This window comes from Kitasatospora sp. NPDC101801, from assembly GCF_044766665.1.
Classification (GTDB): Bacteria; Actinomycetota; Actinomycetes; order Streptomycetales; family Streptomycetaceae; genus Kitasatospora.
The window spans coordinates 31,259-48,075 of the sequence record NZ_JBIWML010000004.1 but is presented as its reverse complement, the minus strand read 5'-3'; the positions used below and the strand labels follow the sequence as shown (position 1 = coordinate 48,075).

Here is a 16,817-nt window from a genome sequence, read left to right as displayed (position 1 = left end):
TCGTACCGCACTGGTCAATGGCTCTCAGCACAATAGCGGCGGAGCCGCCGACGCCCCGCTCAGCGCGGCGGCCGGGCGGGGCGTACGGAAGGCGGGGGTGGGTCAGGTGGCGTCCGGGTCGAAGGGCGGGCGCTCGTCCTTCTTCAGCGGATCGGCGGCGACCGGGGAGGCGAGCGGCGAGGCCGACTTGGTCAGGTCGGAGACCGCCCGGCTCGGCGCCGGGTCGTCGTTGAGCACGGACTTGATGTCCAGCCCGTCCCGGATCTCCTTGAAGCCCAGCGGGTCCTCGTTGTTGCCGAGCAGCTGCTTGCGGACGAAGGTCTTCGGGTTCAGGTCCTCGAAGTCGAAGTCCTTGAAGTCCGGGCCCAGCTCCGAGCGGATGTCCTCCTTGGCACTGTCCGCGAAGGTGCGCACCTTGCGGACGAAGCCCATCACGTCCTGGATCAGCTTCGGCAGTTTGTCCGGGCCGAAGATCACGATGGCCAGGATGACCAGTGTCACGACCTCAAGTGGGCCTACGTCTGTGAACACCCGAGCTCCCGGCACCTGATGAAATCTGGACAGCGTCAGTACAGAGTAATGGCCACCGGCGTGTCCCGAGGCCCCAGCTTGATGAAGCTGTGGCAAAGATCCAGGCCGGCGGCCGGGCCCCTGCGTGGTTCAGCGAAGGTAGTGCTGGGGCGCGACGGGTCGGCGGTCGGCCTCCGCGCTCGGCTGCCAACTGGGCAGCGCCGCCATCAGCCCGCCCGGCGTCCGCACCGGGTACGCGGCGGGGAAGTCCACCGGGACCACCACCGAGCCGCCGCCCGGGCCGCTCACCGGGGTGACCGTGCCGTGCTGCTCCTCGCCGGAGACCGCGGAGACCCCGCCCAGGGTGACCGCCGCGACCGAGAAGGCGCCGGCCGCCGCGAAGACGAAGCGCCGGCCGAGCGGTGCGGAGCGCGTCACCGGCGGCGCGGCCGCGGCCGCCAGCGGGCGGAACGTCCGACGGGCCCTCGGGTCCACCCCGGGCAGCGGGGCACCGGCACCGAGCGCACCGCCCCCGAACGAGGCCCCGGCACCCCGGCCGAACGAACCGCCGGTCAGCCGGCTGCCGCCGAGCGTGCCGACCTCGGGCACGGTGGGACCGCCGGCCCCGGGGTGCTCGTCGTCCTCGGGCAGCGCGGCCACCGCGAGCAGCCGGGCCATCAGCAGTGCGGACGGGCCGGGAGCGGCGCTGCTGGTCAGCAGCTGCTTGGCCGACCGGCTCTCGTCCGCCTCGGCGAGGCAGTCGGGGCAGGTGGCCAGGTGGGCCTGGACCCGCTCGCGGGCGTCGTGGTCCAACTCGCCGTCGACGAAGGCGGAGAGCCGGTCACCGAGGTGGTGCTGCTCGGTGGGCGGCTCGGCGGCGGCCCGCAGCGGGACCGCCCGAAGCTCCGTCACCGGCTCGGCCCGACGGCCGAGTTGGGCCCAGCCGGAGCCTCGCCTGGCCCGGCCGGTGGGTTCGGCGGAGGTCACGCCGACCCCCGATCGGCCCCGGCGGGCTCGGCACCCACCGCCACCGGCTCGGCCCCGCCCCGGCGCACCCGGCCCGGAGCGGACCCCGGGGCACGGTGCTTGAGCGCGGCCCGCAGGTGCGAACGGCCGCGGTGGATCCGGCTGCGGACCGTCCCGAGCTTGACGCCCAGGGTCGCGGCGATCTCCTCGTAGCTGAGGCCCTCGATGTCGCAGAGCACCACGGCGGCGCGGAACTCGGGGGCCAGGGTGTCCAGCGCCTGCTGGACGTCGGCGTCGAAGTGGGTGTCGCTGAAGTGCTGGGCCGGGCTCGGCTCACGACTCGGCAGCCGCTCGGCGGCGTCGTCGCCGAGCGCGTCGAACCGGATCCGCTGACGGCGGCGCACCATGTCCAGGAACAGGTTGGTGGTGATCCGGTGCAGCCAGCCCTCGAAGGTGCCGGGGGTGTAGGTGGAGAGCGAGCGGAACACCCGGACGAAGACCTCCTGGGTCAGGTCCTCGGCGTCGTGCTGATTGCCCGTCAAGCGGTAGGCCAGCCGGTACACCCGGGCGCTGTGCGCCTCGACGATCTCCGCCCAGCTCGGCGGCGTCCAGGTCTGCGCGTCGGGGCCCTCGGCGAAGGTCGCGAGTGGGGCGGGGGCGTCGACCACCACGGTGTCGGCTGCGGTCGACTTGTCCAGGGGGGAGTGCGCAGACTGGTTCATCACGGGCTTCGGCGTACGGGCCGACGCAGAGCCGCTCAGGTGCCACGGCGTCCGGACGTCGTCCTCGGCCACACCTCCTCGGTCGGCTCTTCTGCCCAGCAGGGCCACCACCATATCCACCTCACCCGTCAGATCCGGATAAAGCACCGATTCCCGCCCGGGGAGCCACTGCTCCGTGGGCCGATCACCACTTCCCTTCCGGGTCAACGGCCGGTCTTCGAACGCGGTTCCCGCCCGGCCAGTAATCTGTGGCTGGAAATATCGACATCAGGCGCTCCGGAAGAGGCAGCCATCACCGACTTCGGGCCCGCACACGCGGCTCTCGCCGACACCTTCGTCGGCGAGGACGCGGTGCTGACCTACGCCAGGGCCCAGTCCGCGCGGACCGGCATCCGGGCGATCGGGCCGAGCGGCGGGTCCGCGCTGCGGCTGCTGGCCGCCGCGGTGGACGCCAAGGCGATCGCGGAGGTGGGCACCGGCACCGGCGTCTCCGGGGTCTACCTGCTGCGCGGGATGCGGCCGGACGGCGTGCTGACCACCGTCGACCTGGAGCCGGTCCGCCAGCAGTACGCCCGGGAGGCGTACCACGCGGCCGGCTTCGCCCCGAACCGGGCCCGGTTCATCCCCGGCCGGGCACTGGACGTGCTGCCCCGGTTGGCGGACGGTCAGTACGACCTGGTCTTCTGCGACGGCGACCCGGCCGAATCGCAGGCCTACCTTGCAGAATCGTTGCGCCTGCTTCGCCCCGGCGGCGTGGTCTGCTTCGAAGGGGTGTTCCAGCAGGGCCGGTTGGCCGAACCCGACCACCACGACCCGCAGACCCGCGCGGTCCGCGAACTGGTCCGGGACGTCCGGGAGAGCGACCTGCTGCTGCCCGCCCTGCTGCCGGTCAGCGACGGGCTGCTCTGCGCCGTGAAGCGCTGACGCCGCCACTGTCCGCACGCGGGCCCGCCGGGCAGCACTGAGCCCGGCTCCGAGGTTCCGGAGCCGGGCTCGGCGGTGTGCGCGTGTCTCCGGGGAGAACGCGGGATCACCCGCTGGGTCAGCCGGTGGCCGCCTTCAGGGCGTCACCGAGGGCGCTCGCCTCATCCGGCGTGAGCTCCACCACGAGACGTCCGCCGCCTTCGAGCGGCACCCGCATGATGATGCCCCGTCCCTCTTTGGTGACCTCGAGCGGGCCGTCACCCGTCCGCGGCTTCATGGCCGCCATGCTCGTTCCCCTTCCTGCAACCGCTCAGCTACGTCCCGGCAGTCCGTCCACCGCCGGTATCGAACGCATTGATCGGAAGCCATTATCCCGCATCGGACGGCTTGATGACCAACGTCACTCTCTCCGCACCACCGGCCACACCCGCCCAGAGCACCGCATTACCCACCAGAAGCCCTGGCGGCACTGCTCCGGCGGCACCGCGAAAAGGTGCCCGACCTCACACTCCCCGCCACCCGCGCCCCTCGGGCATGCTGACTTCGTCCACCCTCGACACCCAGGGAGCCCCCGCCCATGTCCGACTCCGTGCTGTTCGAACTCGACGGCGGCCTGGCCGTCATCACCATCAACCGGCCCGAGGCGATGAACGCCCTGGACATCGCCACCAAGGTGGCGCTCCGGGACGCCGTGATCGCGGCGGCCGAGGACGGTGCCGTCCGGGCGGTGCTGCTCACCGGTGCGGGCGAGAAGGCGTTCTGCGTCGGCCAGGACCTCAGGGAGCACCTCGGCCTGCTCGGCACCAGCGACGCCCCGCTGCGGACCGTCGCCGAGCACTACAACCCGCTGGTCCGGGCCCTGGCCGGGATGAACAAGCCGACCGTCGCGGCGGTCGGCGGCGTCGCGGCCGGCGCCGGCGCCTCGCTGGCCTTCGCCTGCGACTTCCGGATCGTGGCCGACACCGCGGGCTTCAACACCTCGTTCGCCGGGGTCGCGCTGACCGCCGACTCGGGCGCGTCCTGGACGCTGCCCCGGCTGGTCGGGCACGCCCGGGCCACCGAACTGCTGATGTTCCCGCGCACCGTGAAGGCGGCCGAGGCGGCCCAGCTCGGGCTGGCCACCAAGGTCGTTCCGTCCGCCGAACTGGCCACCACCGCCCGCGAGTTCGCGCAGCGACTGGCGCAGGGGCCGACGGTCGCCCTCGGCGCGATCAAGACCGCCCTGGCGTACGGGGCCACCCACACCCTGAGCGAGCTCCTCGACAAGGAGGACGAACTCCAGACCCTGGCCGGCGCCAGCGAGGACCACCGCATCGCGGTCAACGCCTTCATCGCCAAGGAGCAGCCGGTCTACCTCGGCCGGTAACCCTGGGCCGGACGCTCCAGGTCTACGGTCCAGGGGCTCTGCTGACGTGCGGCTCCGCCGCGTGGGCGCGGAGATCCGGCGTGCGGGTCACTGCGAAAGTACCTCACCAGCTACGCGACGATCGTCTTTTCCGAGGCCGGCGTCGCCCACGCGGCGGAGCCGCACCTCAGCAGGGCCCCGAGCCCTTGACTCTTCCGAACCACCTGCCGAAAAGCTGAGCACCTGCCAAGAGGGCTCAGCGGGCGTGGCAGTCGATCAGGTGGTCGTTGACCAGGCCGCAGGCCTGCATCAGGGCGTAGGCCGTGGTCGGGCCGACGAAGCGGAAGCCCTGTTTCTTGAGCTCCTTGGCCAGGGCCGTGGACTCCGGCGTCACGGCCGGTACGTCGGAGAGGGTGTGCGGCGCCGGCCGGGCACCGGGCTCGACCGCGAACTGCCAGATCAGCGCGTCCAGTCCGCCGTCCAGCTCACGGGCGACCCGGGCGTTGGCGATGGTGGCCGCGATCTTGGCCCGGTTCCGGATGATGCCGGGGTCCTGGAGCAGCCGCTCGGCGTCCGCCTCGTCGAACTCCGCCACCGCGGCGATCTCGAAGCCGGCGAACGCGGCCCGGAAGCCCTCCCGGCGGCGCAGGATGGTGATCCAGGACAGCCCGGACTGGAACGCCTCCAGGGCGACCCGCTCGAACAGCGCGTCGTCGCCGTGCACCGGACGGCCCCACTCGGTGTCGTGGTAGACCCGGTAGTCGTCCGCCGAGTCGCCCCAGCCGCAGCGCCGCAGGCCGTCCGCGCCGAGCACCGCTCCGGTCACAGCCCGGCCCCGCCGTCCCGGTGGTCCGTCACCTTGGCGAACTCCTCCAGACCGGGCAACGGCTCCTCGCCCTCGGGCGTGTTCGCCTCCACCGAGCCGACCAGCACCGCGGTGGCCTCCAGCTCGGCGATCCGGGTGTCGCGGAGCGCGAGTTCGGCACCGAGGCGGTCGAGCACGTCGTCCACCTCGTCCATCCGGTAGCCGCGCAGCGCCATCGGCAGCCGGATCTCGTCCACGTCCGTCCGGCTCAACGGCCGGTCCTGCGGCAACCGGGCCGCGATCCGGTCGTGCACCGCCTCGGGCAGGGTACCGCCACCACCCAGGGCCACCAGTGCGGTTCCACCGACCACCACGGCCATCGCGACCACGACCAACCAGAACACGAGCTGTCCTCCAGTACCTTCCAGTGGACCCGGCCAGAGAGATGGGATCATGGTCCCCGAACAGACCGGGGCCCATCATTGCACCCGGGCGAGCTGTGGAGGAGACACCGGTGGCACTCCGTCTGGGCCCACGCGAATTCGGCGAGGACGAACTGGTGATCATGGCCATCGTCAACCGCACTCCCGACTCGTTCTTCGACCGCGGCGCGACCTTCGCGGACGAGGCGGCGTTCGCCGCCGCGGACCGGGCGGTGGCCGAGGGCGCGGCGATCCTGGACATCGGCGGCGTGAAGGCCGGGCCCGGCGAGGAGGTGACGGTCGAGGAGGAACTGCGCCGGACCGTCCCGTTCGTGGCCGAGCTGAGGAAGCGTCACCCCGAGGCCGTGATCAGCGTCGACACCTGGCGGCACGAGGTCGGCACGGCGGTCTGCGAGGTCGGCGCCGACCTGCTGAACGACGCCTGGGGCGGGGTCGACCCGAAGCTGGCCGAGGTCGCGGCCCGGTACGACGTCGGGCTGGTCTGCACCCACGCCGGCGGGGCCGAGCCCCGGACCCGGCCGCACCGGGTCGGGTACCAGGACGTGATGGCCGACATCCTGCGGGTCACCGTCGGGCTGGCCGAGCGGGCCGCCGGGCTCGGGGTGCGGCGGGACGCGCTGATCATCGACCCGGGTCACGACTTCGGCAAGAACACCCGGCACTCGCTGGAGGCCACCCGTCGGCTGCCCGAGATGACCGCGACCGGCTTCCCGGTCCTGGTCTCGCTCTCCAACAAGGACTTCGTCGGCGAGACCCTGGACCGCCCGGTCGACGAGCGCCTGCTCGGCACCCTGGCCACCACCGCGGTCTCCGCCTGGCTCGGCGCCCGGATCTACCGCGCCCACCAGGTCGCCGAGACCCGCCAGGTCCTCGACATGGTCGCCGCCATCCAGGGCACCCGCCCCCCGGCCGTCGCCCGCCGGGGCCTCGCCTGAGGCACACGCTTCGGAAGACCGGGGCCCGGGGAACGGCGGCGCCGGCCTCAGGAGCGTTCGACGTGCGTACCGGGTGAGGCACTCTCGCACTTTGCCCCGGTCGCCACCAACCGTCGCCGTTCCCCGAGCCCCTGGGTAGTGCACCTGGCTGCGCTGCGTCAGATCTCGTTCGCCGGGCGGCGGTTCTCCGCGATGATCTTGAGGACCTCGTCGATCTCGTCCACCACGTGGAAGAGCTCCAGGTCGTGCGCGCTCGCCTTCCCCTGCGCGACCAGCGTGTCCCGCAGCCAGTCGACCAGCCCGCCCCAGTACGCCGAGCCGAACAGGATCACCGGGAACCGGGTGACCTTCTTCGTCTGCACCAGGGTGAGCGCCTCGAACAGCTCGTCCAGCGTGCCGAGCCCGCCCGGCAGCACCACGAAGCCCTGGGCGTACTTCACGAACATCGTCTTCCGGACGAAGAAGTACCGGAAGTTCAGCCCGAGGTCGACGAACTCGTTCAGCCCCTGCTCGAAGGGGAGCTCGATGCCGAGCCCGACCGAGAGGCCGCCGGCCTCCGAGGCGCCCCGGTTGGCGGCCTCCATCGCGCCCGGCCCACCGCCGGTGATCACCGCGTAGCCCGCGTCCACCAGGGCCCGGCCGATGGCCACCCCGGCCGCGTACTCGGGTGAGTCGACGGGGGTCCGGGCCGAGCCGAACACGCTGATCGCGGGCGGGAGTTCGGCCAGGGCGCCGAAGCCCTCGACGAACTCGGAGGTGATCCGCCAGACCCGCCAGGGGTCGGTGTGCAGCCAGTCGGTCGGACCCGTGGTGTCCAGCAGCCGCTGGTCGGTGGTGCTGGTGCCGACCTGGTCCCGACGGAGCAGGACCGGGCCCTTCCGCTTCTCCGGAACGTTCTTCTGCTCGGGGTCCTGGCCCTGGTCAGGGCTGTCCCCGTAGTGCTTTTCGTCTCCAGTGCCTGTCATGACGAAACCCTACGCCCGTTGTTCCCCGATTTCGGGGAACAACGGAAGGTACGCCCGGTGACGGTCAGTTGGCCGTCAGCCAGGCCCGCAGCCGGTCCTCGACCTCGGCGATGGCGGTGAGCGAGCAGTGCTCCTCGCGCTTGTGCGCCAGATTCGGGTCACCGGGGCCGTAGTTGACCGCCGGGACGCCGAGCGCGCTGAACCGGGCCACGTCGGTCCAGCCGAACTTGGCCCTGGCCTCGCCGCCTACCGCCGCCAGGAAGGCCCGGGCGGCGGGCTGGTCGAGGCCGGGCAGCGCGCCGGGGGCGGAGTCGGCGACCACCAGGTCGAAGCCCGCCAGCACCTCGCGGACGTGCGCGAGGGCCTGCTCCTCGGTCCGGTCCGGCGCGTAGCGGAAGTTGACGTGCACCACGCACTCGTCCGGGATCACGTTGGCGGCCACCCCGCCGCTGATCAGGTTGGCGTTCAGGCCCTCGCGGTACTCCAGGCCGTCGATCTCGACCCGGCGCGGCTGGTACGCGGTGAGCCGCCGCAGCACCTCGCCCGCCTTGTGGACGGCGTTCTCGCCGAGCCAGCTGCGGGCCGAGTGGGCCCGGGTGCCGGTCAGCCTCACGTCGACCCGCAGGGTGCCCTGGCAGCCGCCCTCGACCATCGCGCCGCTGGGCTCCAGCAGGACCGCGAAGTCGGCCGCCAGCCAGTCGGGGTGACTGGCCACCAGCTGACCGAGGCCGTTCCGGGACGCCTCGATCTCCTCGCAGTCGTAGAACACGAAGGTGAGGTCGCGGTTCGGGTCGGGCAGGGTCGCGGCCAGCCGGAGCTGCACGGCGACGCCGGACTTCATGTCGGAGGTGCCGCAGCCGTAGAGCAGGTCGCCCTCGACGTGCGAGGGCACGTTGTCGGCGATCGGCACGGTGTCCAGGTGCCCGGCCAGCAGCACCCGCTCGGCCCGGCCCAGGTTCGTCCGGGCCACCACGTTGTTGCCGAACCGGTCCACGGTCAGGTGCGGGTACGCCCGCAGCGCCGTCTCCACCGCATCGGCCAGCGGGCCCTCGCTCCCGCTCACGGAGGGGAAGTCGACCAACCTGGCGGTCAGCGTGCCGCCGTCGAGGCCGAGGTCGAGGCTCTGGTGCAGGGACGTCTCAGGGCTGGTCATGGCGGCCAGCCTAGTAGCCGCCGTTGCAACCACCGGCACCGCACAGCCGTCCGAGTGGGTACGGTGTGCGGGCGAGAACGCGAGGCGAGAGGGGTAGTGGTGGCCGAGACTGCGGCAGAGGAGTCGACGGGCCGTCGGCGCCATCCGGTACGCCGGGTGCTGGTCGGGCTCACCGCGCTCGCGGTGCTCGCGGGCACCGTGCTCTTCCTCAACCGGGACAAGCTGAGCCCCCCGCCCGAGGGCTGCACGGTGGCCACCGGCACGGGCAAGGGCGACCTCGAACTCGCCCAGGCCGCCAACGCCGCCACCATCACCGCCGTGGCCCTCTCCCGCGGCCTGCCCGAGCGGGCCGTCACCATCGCGCTGGCCACCGCGATGCAGGAGTCGAAGATCCACAACCTGGACGGCGGCGACCGCGACTCGGTCGGCCTGTTCCAGCAGCGCCCCTCGCAGGGCTGGGGCACCGTCCAGCAGATCAAGGACCCGGTGTACGCCACCAACAAGTTCCTGGACGGTCTGGTCAAGGTGCCCGGCTACGCCCGGCTGCCGCTCACCGACGCGGCCCAGGAGGTGCAGCGCAGCGGCTTCCCGCAGGCGTACGCCAAGCACGAGACCAACGCGACCCTGCTCGCCTCCGCCCTGACCGGCCGGGAGCCCGCCGCGCTGAGCTGCGTGGTGCACGACCTGGCGGCCACCGTCGCGGCCGCCAACGAGGAGCAGCCGCAGCCGAGCCTGGCCGACCGGGCCCGCCGCGAGTTCGGCAAGCTGGTCACCACCACACCGGTCCCGCCGGCCGGCAAGGAGACCCGGACGGTGCTGGCGCTCACCCCGCAGGCTGGGGCGGCCCAGCGGCAGACCGGCTGGGCACTGGCCCAGTGGGCGGTGGCCCAGGCCGGCGACCTGGGGATCGGTCAGGTCTCCTACGACGGCAAGGTCTGGAAGGTCGACCGGCCCGCCGACGGCTGGCAGTCGAAGGGCGCCGAGGGCATCGGTGCGGACCGGGTGCTGGTCACGCTGGGCACCCCGAAGTCCGGTTGACGCACTGGTGAACTACCACCGGCCGACCGGGTGATTCCGGTCAATCCCGGTGGACGGCACCGGGCGCCCTGACGCTGCGGCGGACCATCGCCGTACTTCCCTTGCCCCCCAAGAGGAGTGACGTTTCGCCAGCACGCGCGAAGCTGCCCGAAATGTCGCGAATGCCAGAAAGAGGATCGTCCGATCTTTGCCGACCCTTGACCATCGGGTGGCGAAACCTTCTGACGGCTCCAGCGGTAATAACGTCGTCCGCCCGACGGACACCCCTGGCCCGAGCATGTGCACAGCCGGGGGGACCTCACCTCTTAGGAGCACCATGTCTCTCCCCCTCACGCGCCGGATCGCCCAGGCCGCGCTGCTCGTTGCCGCCGCCGCGACCCCGATGGCCGCAGCAGGCGCGGCGTCCGCCGCCGACCTGGTGCCGCCGACCGACCTGGGGGCCGGGCTGAGCCAGCTCGACCAGCCGCACGCGACGCTCCAGGGGGCCACCCACGACGCCGGCCACGCCGCCGCCGACACCACTGCGGCCACCGTGCAGACCGGCGTCCCGGCCACCGCCGACGTCGCGGGCAAGGCCGTCGCGGGCACCCTGCCGGACGCCGACCAGATGCTCGGCAAGGTGGCCGCCCCGGCCGCCAAGACCACCGAGACCGCAGGCGTGCTGGCCGCCGTCGCGGGCAAGGCCACCCCCGCCCTGGTCGACCGCCTCGCCCCCGCCGTCACCGACAAGGTGCCGCACCTGCCCGGCTCCCCGGCCGCCGGCACCCGCAGCGCGGCCGTCCCCGGCCTGCCGCTCGGTCAGCTCACCTCGGGCTCGCTCACCGGCCTCGCCTCCAGCGCGCTGCCGACCGGCGGCATGCCCGACACCCACCAGCTCACCGGCGCCCTGCCGGGCGGCCTGGGCCACGCCCTGCCCGACACCGCCAAGCTGCCGATCGACACCCAGGACCCGACCGACGGCAGCAACCGCCTCGGCGGCGCGGGCAACCCGCTCGGCGCCGTGACCGGCCTCCTCGGCGGCGGCCTCCCCCTCGGCGGCCTGCCCATCGGCGGCTGACCTCCCATCACGAAGGGCCCCTACCGACCTCGGTAGGGGCCCTTCACTTCGGCGGGACGTTCACTTGCGCCACCCCAGAAGCTCGGCGCTGCGCTTTCGGCCGGCGCTCGGCTCTTTGCAGGGCGCACGGTTGCGCTGTCCGGGGGGCTCGGGGCTCTGCTGCTGTGCGGCTCCGCCGCGTGAGCGAGGAGATCTGGCGTTCGGGTCACTGCGAAAGTGCCTGACCACCTACGCGACGATCACCTTGCAAAGGTCGGCGTCGCAGTTCCCCGAGCCCCTGACTCCGTAGCGGGCTGAGCACCTGCCGACAGCACAGCCCCGAGCCCCTGGTGGCTGAGCCCGGAACGCACAGCCCCGAGCCCCCCGCCCTCTGAACCGTGTGCCTAGTGCTTCAGGCGGGCCACGGCCGCCGCCACGCGTTCGTCGGTGGCGGTGAAGGCCACCCGGACGAACCGGTCGCCCGCGGGGCCGTAGAAGTCGCCGGGGGCCACCAGGATGCCCAGGTCGGCCAGTTCGGCCACGGTCTCCCAGCAGGGGCGGTCCTGGGTCGCCCAGAGGTACAGGCTCGCCTCGGAGTGCTCGATCCGGAAGCCGTACGCCTCCAGTGCGGTCCGCAGCGCCGAACGGCGCGCCGCGTACCGCCCCCGCTGCTCGGCCACGTGCGCGTCGTCGGCCAGCGCCGCGACCGTCGCGGCCTGCACCGGCGCGGGCACGATCATCCCGCCGTGCTTGCGGATCTCCAGCAACTCCCGGACCACCACCGGGTCACCGGCCACGAAGGAGGCGCGGTAGCCGGCCAGGTTGGAGCGCTTGGAGAGCGAGTGCACCACGAGCAGGCCCTGGTGGTCGCCGCCGCAGACGTCCTGGCGCAGCACCGAGACCGGGTCGGCCTCCCAGCCGAGTTCCAGGTAGCACTCGTCGCTGACCAGCAGCACCCGGTGCTCCCTGGCCCAGGCCACGGCGTGCCGGAGCTGGTCCGCCGTCAGCACCCGACCGGTCGGGTTGGACGGCGAGTTGAGCCAGAGCAGCCGGACCCGGGTGGGGTCCAGCTCGTCCACCGAGTCGTACGCGACCGGCTCGGCCCCGCAGAGCCGGGCGCCGACCTCGTAGGTCGGATAGGCGAGCGTCGGGTAGGCCACCTGGTCGCCGGGGCCGAGCCCCAACTGGGCGGGCAGCCAGGCCACCAGTTCCTTGGAGCCGATGGTCGGCAGGATCGCGTCCGGGCCGATCTCGGCGCCGAGCCGGCGGCGCAGCCAGCCGGCGATCGCCTCGCGGAGCTCCACCGGGCCCCAGACGGTCGGGTAGCCGGGCGTGTCCGTGGCGGCCGCCAGCGCCTGCTGGATCACCTCGGGGACCGGGTCGACCGGGGTGCCGACGGAGAAGTCGCAGAGTCCGTCCGGGTGGGCCAGCGCCGTCCGCTTGTACGGCTCCAGCTTGTCCCAGGGGAACGTGGGCAACAGGTCTGAGACGCGGCGCGCCGCCCCCGGGTGGCCCGGGAGCGGCGCGTGCGTGGTGTCTTCGGTGCTCACGTGCTCAGTGGCCGCTGTCGGCGTTCTGCGGCGGGAGGGCCGCGATGAACGGGTGGTCCGAGTCGATCAGGCCGAGCTTGGAGGCGCCGCCCGGGGAGCCCAGGTCGTCGAAGAACTCGACGTTGGCCTTGTAGTAGTCCTTCCACTCCTCCGGGGTGTCGTCCTCGTAGAAGATCGCCTCGACCGGGCAGACCGGCTCGCAGGCTCCACAGTCGACACACTCGTCCGGGTGGATGTAGAGCGAACGCTGGCCCTCGTAGATGCAGTCAACAGGGCATTCTTCGATGCACGCCTTGTCCTTGACGTCGACACAAGGCTGCGCGATGACGTAGGTCACGCTGTCGTTCCTCCTCGGTTGGGCGTGGCAGCCCAAACTCATTGCTTGCGTGCGCGGATACGCGCGGCGTCGTCGATGCCCGCCCCTAGTATCGCGGGTCAGAGACCGCAATTACACAGGAGGTGCCCTTGATGATGGATGGAACCGTCGCCGGCGGCCGTCCCGAGGTCCGGCTCGACCGCTCTGACGTGGGGCGACGGGTCTCCGTACGGCGGATTTCGGAGCTGGTGGACGACCGTCCGGTGTTCCGCGATGTGATCGGGGTGCTCGCCCGTTGGGACGATCACGGCCTCACCGTGGTGCCCAGAAGCGGCCCCGAAGTGTCCTTCCCGGAGAAACTGCTGGTGGCGGGCAAACCGGTGCCGCTGTTCCCGGCCCGCCGCGCCCCACTGCCCGTCAGCTCCCCGGTCGACTTGCAGCGGATCGCCGCCCGGGGCTGGCCCGCCGTCGAGCAGGAACCGCTCGGCGAGTGGACCCTGCGCGCCTCCGCCGGTTTCACCCGGCGGGCCAACTCGGTGCAGACGCTCGGTGATCCGGGTCTGCCGCTGCCCGAGGCGCTGGAGGTGGCCCGGGACTGGTACCAGGCGCGCGGCCTGCCCGCCTTCTTCGAGGTGACCACGCCGGGCTCGCCGCCCGAGCTGGCCGCCGAACTCGCCCGGCTCGGTGCCGCCGAGGCCCCGACCACGGTCCGGGTCGCCCCGCCGGCCGGTCTGGTGAAGCTGGGTTCCGGACACGATCGGGTCCGGCTCTCCCGGACCGCCGACGCCGACTGGCTGTCCCGCTACCGCCGGGTCACCGACGACCCCGAGGTCGAACGGGCCGCCCACCAGGTGCTGCACGGTGGCCCCTCGGTCTGGTTCGCCACGGTGCCCGGCGGCCCCGGCCGGCCGCCGGTCGCGATCGGACGGTGCGTCATCGACGGCCCCTGGGCCTGCTTCGGCGCGGTCGAGGTGGACCCGTCCGCCCGCCGGACCGGGCTGGCCTCCACCGTGATGGCGGTCCTGGCGGCGCGCGCCGCCGAGGAGGGCGCCACCGGCGCGTACCTTCAGGTCGAGGTGACGAACACGGGCGCGATCGCCCTGTACGACCGCCTGGGCTTCACCACCAGTCACACTTACCACTACGCCGGCCTGCCCCGGCGGTAGCGTCACCGGAGAGTGTGGACTGTGACCGAGCAGAGCCGTGCACGATTCCGCGCCGAGGCCAGGGCCGACGAGCCCGACCCGGTGCTGCTCTGTGTGCTCGCCGCCGCCGAGCACACGCTGGCCGAGCCGCCCGCCGACGGCTCCGAACCACCGACGCTGGACGAGCTGGTGGCGGCCTGTCAGGCCGCCCTGGACCGGCACGCCGCCGCCGTCCGACTAGCCGTGCGCGAACGGGCACCGGCCGGGGCCGACGAGGTCGCCGCGCTGCTGGCCGCCGTGCTCGGCGGCCGGGAACGCTTCCACGGCCGGCCGTCCGACTACGGGCGGCTGGAGTCCTCGCTGCTGCCGGACGTGCTCCGGCGGCGGCGCGGGCTGCCGATCATGCTCGCACTGGTCTGGCAGACGGTGGCCCGCCGGGCCGGGCTGACCGCCCACGGGGTGGCGCTGCCGGGCCACTTCATCGTCGCGGTGGGCGACCCCGCCGGGGGCGAGGACTACGTACTGGCCGACCCGTACCACGGCGGCCGGCTGCTCGACCTGCCCGACGTGGCCCGGCTGGCCACCGCCGCCGGGCACCACTTCTCCCCCGAGATGCTCAGCCCCGCACAGCCGTTGGACCTGGTCCTCCGGGTGCTCGGCAACATCCGCAGCTGGGCCGCCGACCGCCCCGAACACGCCCGGCACCAGCTCTGGGCCACCGAACTCTCCCTGCTGCTCCCCCGCCACCCCGCCCAGCTCCGGCTGGAACGCGCCCAACTCATGGTCCGCACCGGAGACTTCATCGCCGGCGCAGCTGAGATGGACGCCTACGCGGAGATCCTCGACGCCTTCGACCCCGACGGCGCCGCCCGCACCCGCCACGAAGCCCGCGCGGCCCGGCACCGCCTCAACTGAAGCTCAGCCTTCGGCAGGGCCTTCGGGTCCACGGTCAGGGGCTCGGGGCTCTGCTGTTGCGCGGCTCCGCCGCGTGGGCGACGCCGGCCTCGTGCAAGGTGATCGTCACGTAGGTGGTCAGGGACTTTCGCAGTGACACCCGCCGGCCACGAACCGTCGCAGTTCCCCGAGCCCCTGGACCGTGGCCCTGGAGCGCCTGCCTAGAGCCAGCCCTTTTCGCGGGCGAGCCGCACCGCTTCGGCCCGGTTCCGCGCCGAGGTCTTCTGGATCGCCATCGACAGGTAGTTCCGGACCGTCCCCTCCGAGAGGTGCAGCCGCGCCGCGATCTCCGCGTTCACCGCCCCGTCGGCCGCCGCCCCGAGCACGTCCCGCTCGCGGGCGGTCAGCGGGTTGGCGCCCTCCGCCAGGGCCGCTGCGGCCAGCGTCGGGTCGATCACCCGCTCGCCCCGGAGCACCCGCCGGACCGCCTCGGCGAGTTCCGCCGCCGGGGCGTCCTTCACCAGGAAGGCGTCCGCCCCGGCCTCCATCGCGCGGCGCAGGTAGCCGGGCCGTCCGAACGTGGTGGCGATCACCACCCGGGTGCCCGGGGCGGCCCGGCGGAGCTCGGCCGCCGCCTCGATGCCGGTCATCCCGGGCATCTCGATGTCCAGCACCGCGACCTGGACCTGATGCTCCAGCACCGCGGCCACCACCTCGTCGCCGCGCGCCACTTGGGCGACCACCTCGATGTCGCCCTCGAGCGAGAGCAGCGCGGCCAGCGCCTCCCGCACCATTCCCTGGTCTTCGGCCAGCAGCACCCTGATCATTCGGGCACACTATCGGCCACGGCCCGGACCGGGACCAGGGCCCGCAGCCGGAAGCCCTTCCCCCGGGCGCCGGGACCGGTGTCGAGCCGGCCGCCGACCAGCGCGAGCCGCTCCTGCAGGCCCGAAAGCCCGTTGCCCGCCGGGGACTTGCCCGGGCCACGGCCGTTGTCACTGACCTCCAGGACGGCGAACCGGCTGCCGTCCTCCTCCCAGGTGCGGTCGAGCCCGATACCGCACCGGGTGGCACCCTGGCCGTGCCGGACCACGTTGGTGACCGCCTCCCGGAGCGCCCATGCCAGGGCGGCCGCCTCGGGGGCCTCCAGGTCGGGCTGCGGGTCGGCGATCGCCGGGTCGGCCTCGACGGCGATCTGGGCCGCCGTCAGCGCGCTGCGGGCGGCGGCGAGTTCGACCGCCAGGGTGGGCCGGCGGAAGCCGCCGATCGCCTCCCGGACGTCGGTCAGGGCCTGCCGGGCGACCTGCTCGATGTCGTCCACCTGGCCCCGTCCCGCCTCGCCCTTCTCCTGGTCCAGCAGGCGGCCGGCCAGCTGGGCCTTGATGGTGATCAGCGAGAGCGAGTGGCCGAGCAGGTCGTGCAGGTCGCGGGCGAGCCGCAGCCGCTCCTCGGAGGCCGCCAGGTGGGCCACCGTGGCCCGGGCCTCCCGGAGTTCGCGCATCGTGCTGATCAGGCGCTGCAGGCCGTTCATGGCCAGCCCGCTGAGGAAGCAGGGCAGCACGATCGCCGCCAGGGTGTCCCGCTCGGTGTGGATACCCAGCGCGACCAGCACCGCGATCACGGTGATCCCGGCCACCCCGATCAACCCGAGCCTGGGGGGCAGCACCGCCCCGACGCAGACCGAGGTGTAGGTGAACAGCACCAGCCAGGGCACCCCGAAGGAGAGCGAGGTGGCCAGCGCGATCAGCAGCATCGCGCCCGCCACCGCCATCCCGCCGCGCCAGTGCGGGGAGGCCATCGAGCGGACCGCCACCATGCCCAGGTAGGCGGCCAGGAAGGCGGTCAGCGCGATCCAGCCGGCGAGCTTGCCCGCCAGGGTGTGCTCGTCACCGAGCAGGTCCTCCACCGGGTAGTACAGGTAGACCATCCAGAGCAGCATCCAGGCGAGCTTGACCACCAGTTGGCGGACGTTCTCGACCCGGGCGCCGGGCACGACGGCGAACGACTCGGAACCGCCCGCCCCCGTCCCGGTGGGACGGAAGCGGGCGGGGATGAACTTCGACATGCCGG

19 protein-coding genes are annotated in these 16,817 nt (G+C 73.0%); 7 read left to right on the top strand and 12 right to left on the bottom strand.

Going from position 1 to position 16,817, the window contains the following annotated elements:
• Window positions 1-102: 102 nt before the first annotated feature.
• The 3 genes from ACIRPK_RS07990 to sigE form a co-directional block, all read right to left on the bottom strand.
• Complete coding sequence (locus ACIRPK_RS07990) at window positions 103-531, bottom strand: sec-independent translocase (RefSeq protein WP_403034606.1); 429 nt, start codon at window positions 529-531, stop codon at window positions 103-105.
• Between the two features lie 129 nt (window positions 532-660).
• A complete protein-coding gene (locus ACIRPK_RS07985) occupies window positions 661-1,497 on the bottom strand; it encodes an anti-sigma factor family protein (RefSeq protein ID WP_403034603.1) in 837 nt (278 codons plus the stop codon).
• Entirely contained in the window at window positions 1,494-2,198 is a 705-nt protein-coding gene (sigE, locus tag ACIRPK_RS07980; RefSeq protein WP_403035121.1) for an RNA polymerase sigma factor SigE, read from the bottom strand. Before sigE ends, ACIRPK_RS07985 begins: the two co-directional genes overlap by 4 nt.
• A gap of 258 nt (window positions 2,199-2,456) precedes the next feature.
• Here sigE and ACIRPK_RS07975 point away from each other — a divergent pair, with 258 nt between their 5' ends.
• Window positions 2,457-3,122: an O-methyltransferase gene (locus tag ACIRPK_RS07975; protein WP_403035118.1), complete on the top strand. Its 666-nt coding sequence runs from the start codon at window positions 2,457-2,459 to the stop codon at window positions 3,120-3,122.
• A 118-nt stretch (window positions 3,123-3,240) separates the two neighbouring features.
• Here ACIRPK_RS07975 and ACIRPK_RS07970 read toward each other — a convergent pair whose 3' ends face one another.
• Window positions 3,241-3,408: a DUF3117 domain-containing protein gene (locus ACIRPK_RS07970; RefSeq protein WP_082597987.1), complete on the bottom strand. Its 168-nt coding sequence runs from the start codon at window positions 3,406-3,408 to the stop codon at window positions 3,241-3,243.
• Between the two features lie 291 nt (window positions 3,409-3,699).
• Between ACIRPK_RS07970 and ACIRPK_RS07965 the strand changes: the two genes are divergently transcribed.
• On the top strand, window positions 3,700-4,488 hold the full coding sequence (locus ACIRPK_RS07965; RefSeq protein WP_403034600.1) for an enoyl-CoA hydratase-related protein: 789 nt from the start codon (window positions 3,700-3,702) through the stop codon (window positions 4,486-4,488).
• A 235-nt stretch (window positions 4,489-4,723) separates the two neighbouring features.
• On the opposite strand, the gene ACIRPK_RS07960 is transcribed toward ACIRPK_RS07965, so the two are convergent.
• Together ACIRPK_RS07960 and ACIRPK_RS07955 are read right to left on the bottom strand one after the other, a co-directional pair.
• The gene (locus ACIRPK_RS07960; RefSeq protein ID WP_403034597.1) at window positions 4,724-5,293 is read right to left on the bottom strand and encodes a DNA-3-methyladenine glycosylase I; all 570 of its coding nucleotides are present in this window, start codon (window positions 5,291-5,293) and stop codon (window positions 4,724-4,726) included.
• On the bottom strand, window positions 5,290-5,676 hold the full coding sequence (locus tag ACIRPK_RS07955) for a DivIVA domain-containing protein (protein ID WP_403034595.1): 387 nt from the start codon (window positions 5,674-5,676) through the stop codon (window positions 5,290-5,292). The genes ACIRPK_RS07960 and ACIRPK_RS07955 overlap by 4 nt, the downstream gene beginning before the upstream one ends.
• 161 nt (window positions 5,677-5,837) lie before the next feature.
• Here ACIRPK_RS07955 and folP point away from each other — a divergent pair, with 161 nt between their 5' ends.
• Window positions 5,838-6,650: a dihydropteroate synthase gene (gene folP, locus ACIRPK_RS07950; protein WP_403035116.1), complete on the top strand. Its 813-nt coding sequence runs from the start codon at window positions 5,838-5,840 to the stop codon at window positions 6,648-6,650.
• 158 nt (window positions 6,651-6,808) lie between these two features.
• On the opposite strand, the gene ACIRPK_RS07945 is transcribed toward folP, so the two are convergent.
• Both ACIRPK_RS07945 and dapE read right to left on the bottom strand, forming a co-directional pair.
• Window positions 6,809-7,615 carry a TIGR00730 family Rossman fold protein gene (locus ACIRPK_RS07945; RefSeq protein WP_403034593.1) on the bottom strand — a complete coding sequence of 269 codons (807 nt, stop codon included), beginning with the start codon at window positions 7,613-7,615 and terminating at the stop codon, window positions 6,809-6,811.
• 64 nt (window positions 7,616-7,679) lie between these two features.
• Window positions 7,680-8,768, bottom strand: coding sequence for a succinyl-diaminopimelate desuccinylase (gene dapE, locus ACIRPK_RS07940; RefSeq protein ID WP_403034590.1), 1,089 nt, complete (start codon window positions 8,766-8,768; stop codon window positions 7,680-7,682).
• Between the two features lie 99 nt (window positions 8,769-8,867).
• Here dapE and ACIRPK_RS07935 point away from each other — a divergent pair, with 99 nt between their 5' ends.
• Together ACIRPK_RS07935 and ACIRPK_RS07930 are read left to right on the top strand one after the other, a co-directional pair.
• Window positions 8,868-9,806 (top strand): hypothetical protein, encoded by a 939-nt coding sequence (locus ACIRPK_RS07935; protein WP_403034588.1) that lies wholly within the window; start codon window positions 8,868-8,870, stop codon window positions 9,804-9,806.
• 316 nt (window positions 9,807-10,122) lie between these two features.
• Window positions 10,123-10,863, top strand: a complete 741-nt coding sequence (locus ACIRPK_RS07930) for a hypothetical protein (protein ID WP_403034585.1) — start codon at window positions 10,123-10,125, stop codon at window positions 10,861-10,863.
• Window positions 10,864-11,246: 383 nt separating this feature from the next.
• Here ACIRPK_RS07930 and dapC read toward each other — a convergent pair whose 3' ends face one another.
• Window positions 11,247-12,392, bottom strand: a complete 1,146-nt coding sequence (gene dapC, locus ACIRPK_RS07925; RefSeq protein WP_403034582.1) for a succinyldiaminopimelate transaminase — start codon at window positions 12,390-12,392, stop codon at window positions 11,247-11,249.
• 4 nt (window positions 12,393-12,396) lie between these two features.
• Entirely contained in the window at window positions 12,397-12,729 is a 333-nt protein-coding gene (fdxA, locus tag ACIRPK_RS07920) for a ferredoxin (RefSeq protein ID WP_057227153.1), read from the bottom strand.
• A gap of 131 nt (window positions 12,730-12,860) precedes the next feature.
• Here fdxA and ACIRPK_RS07915 point away from each other — a divergent pair, with 131 nt between their 5' ends.
• On the top strand, window positions 12,861-13,874 hold the full coding sequence (locus ACIRPK_RS07915; protein WP_403034578.1) for a GNAT family N-acetyltransferase: 1,014 nt from the start codon (window positions 12,861-12,863) through the stop codon (window positions 13,872-13,874).
• 21 nt (window positions 13,875-13,895) lie between these two features.
• Window positions 13,896-14,768, top strand: a complete 873-nt coding sequence (locus ACIRPK_RS07910; RefSeq protein ID WP_403034576.1) for a transglutaminase family protein — start codon at window positions 13,896-13,898, stop codon at window positions 14,766-14,768.
• 200 nt (window positions 14,769-14,968) lie between these two features.
• Here the strand turns inward: ACIRPK_RS07910 and ACIRPK_RS07905 are convergent, their stop codons facing one another.
• Both ACIRPK_RS07905 and ACIRPK_RS07900 read right to left on the bottom strand, forming a co-directional pair.
• Complete coding sequence (locus ACIRPK_RS07905) at window positions 14,969-15,574, bottom strand: response regulator (RefSeq protein ID WP_403034573.1); 606 nt, start codon at window positions 15,572-15,574, stop codon at window positions 14,969-14,971.
• Window positions 15,571-16,812: a histidine kinase gene (locus ACIRPK_RS07900; RefSeq protein ID WP_403034571.1), complete on the bottom strand. Its 1,242-nt coding sequence runs from the start codon at window positions 16,810-16,812 to the stop codon at window positions 15,571-15,573. The genes ACIRPK_RS07905 and ACIRPK_RS07900 overlap by 4 nt, the downstream gene beginning before the upstream one ends.
• Window positions 16,813-16,817 lie beyond the last annotated feature (5 nt).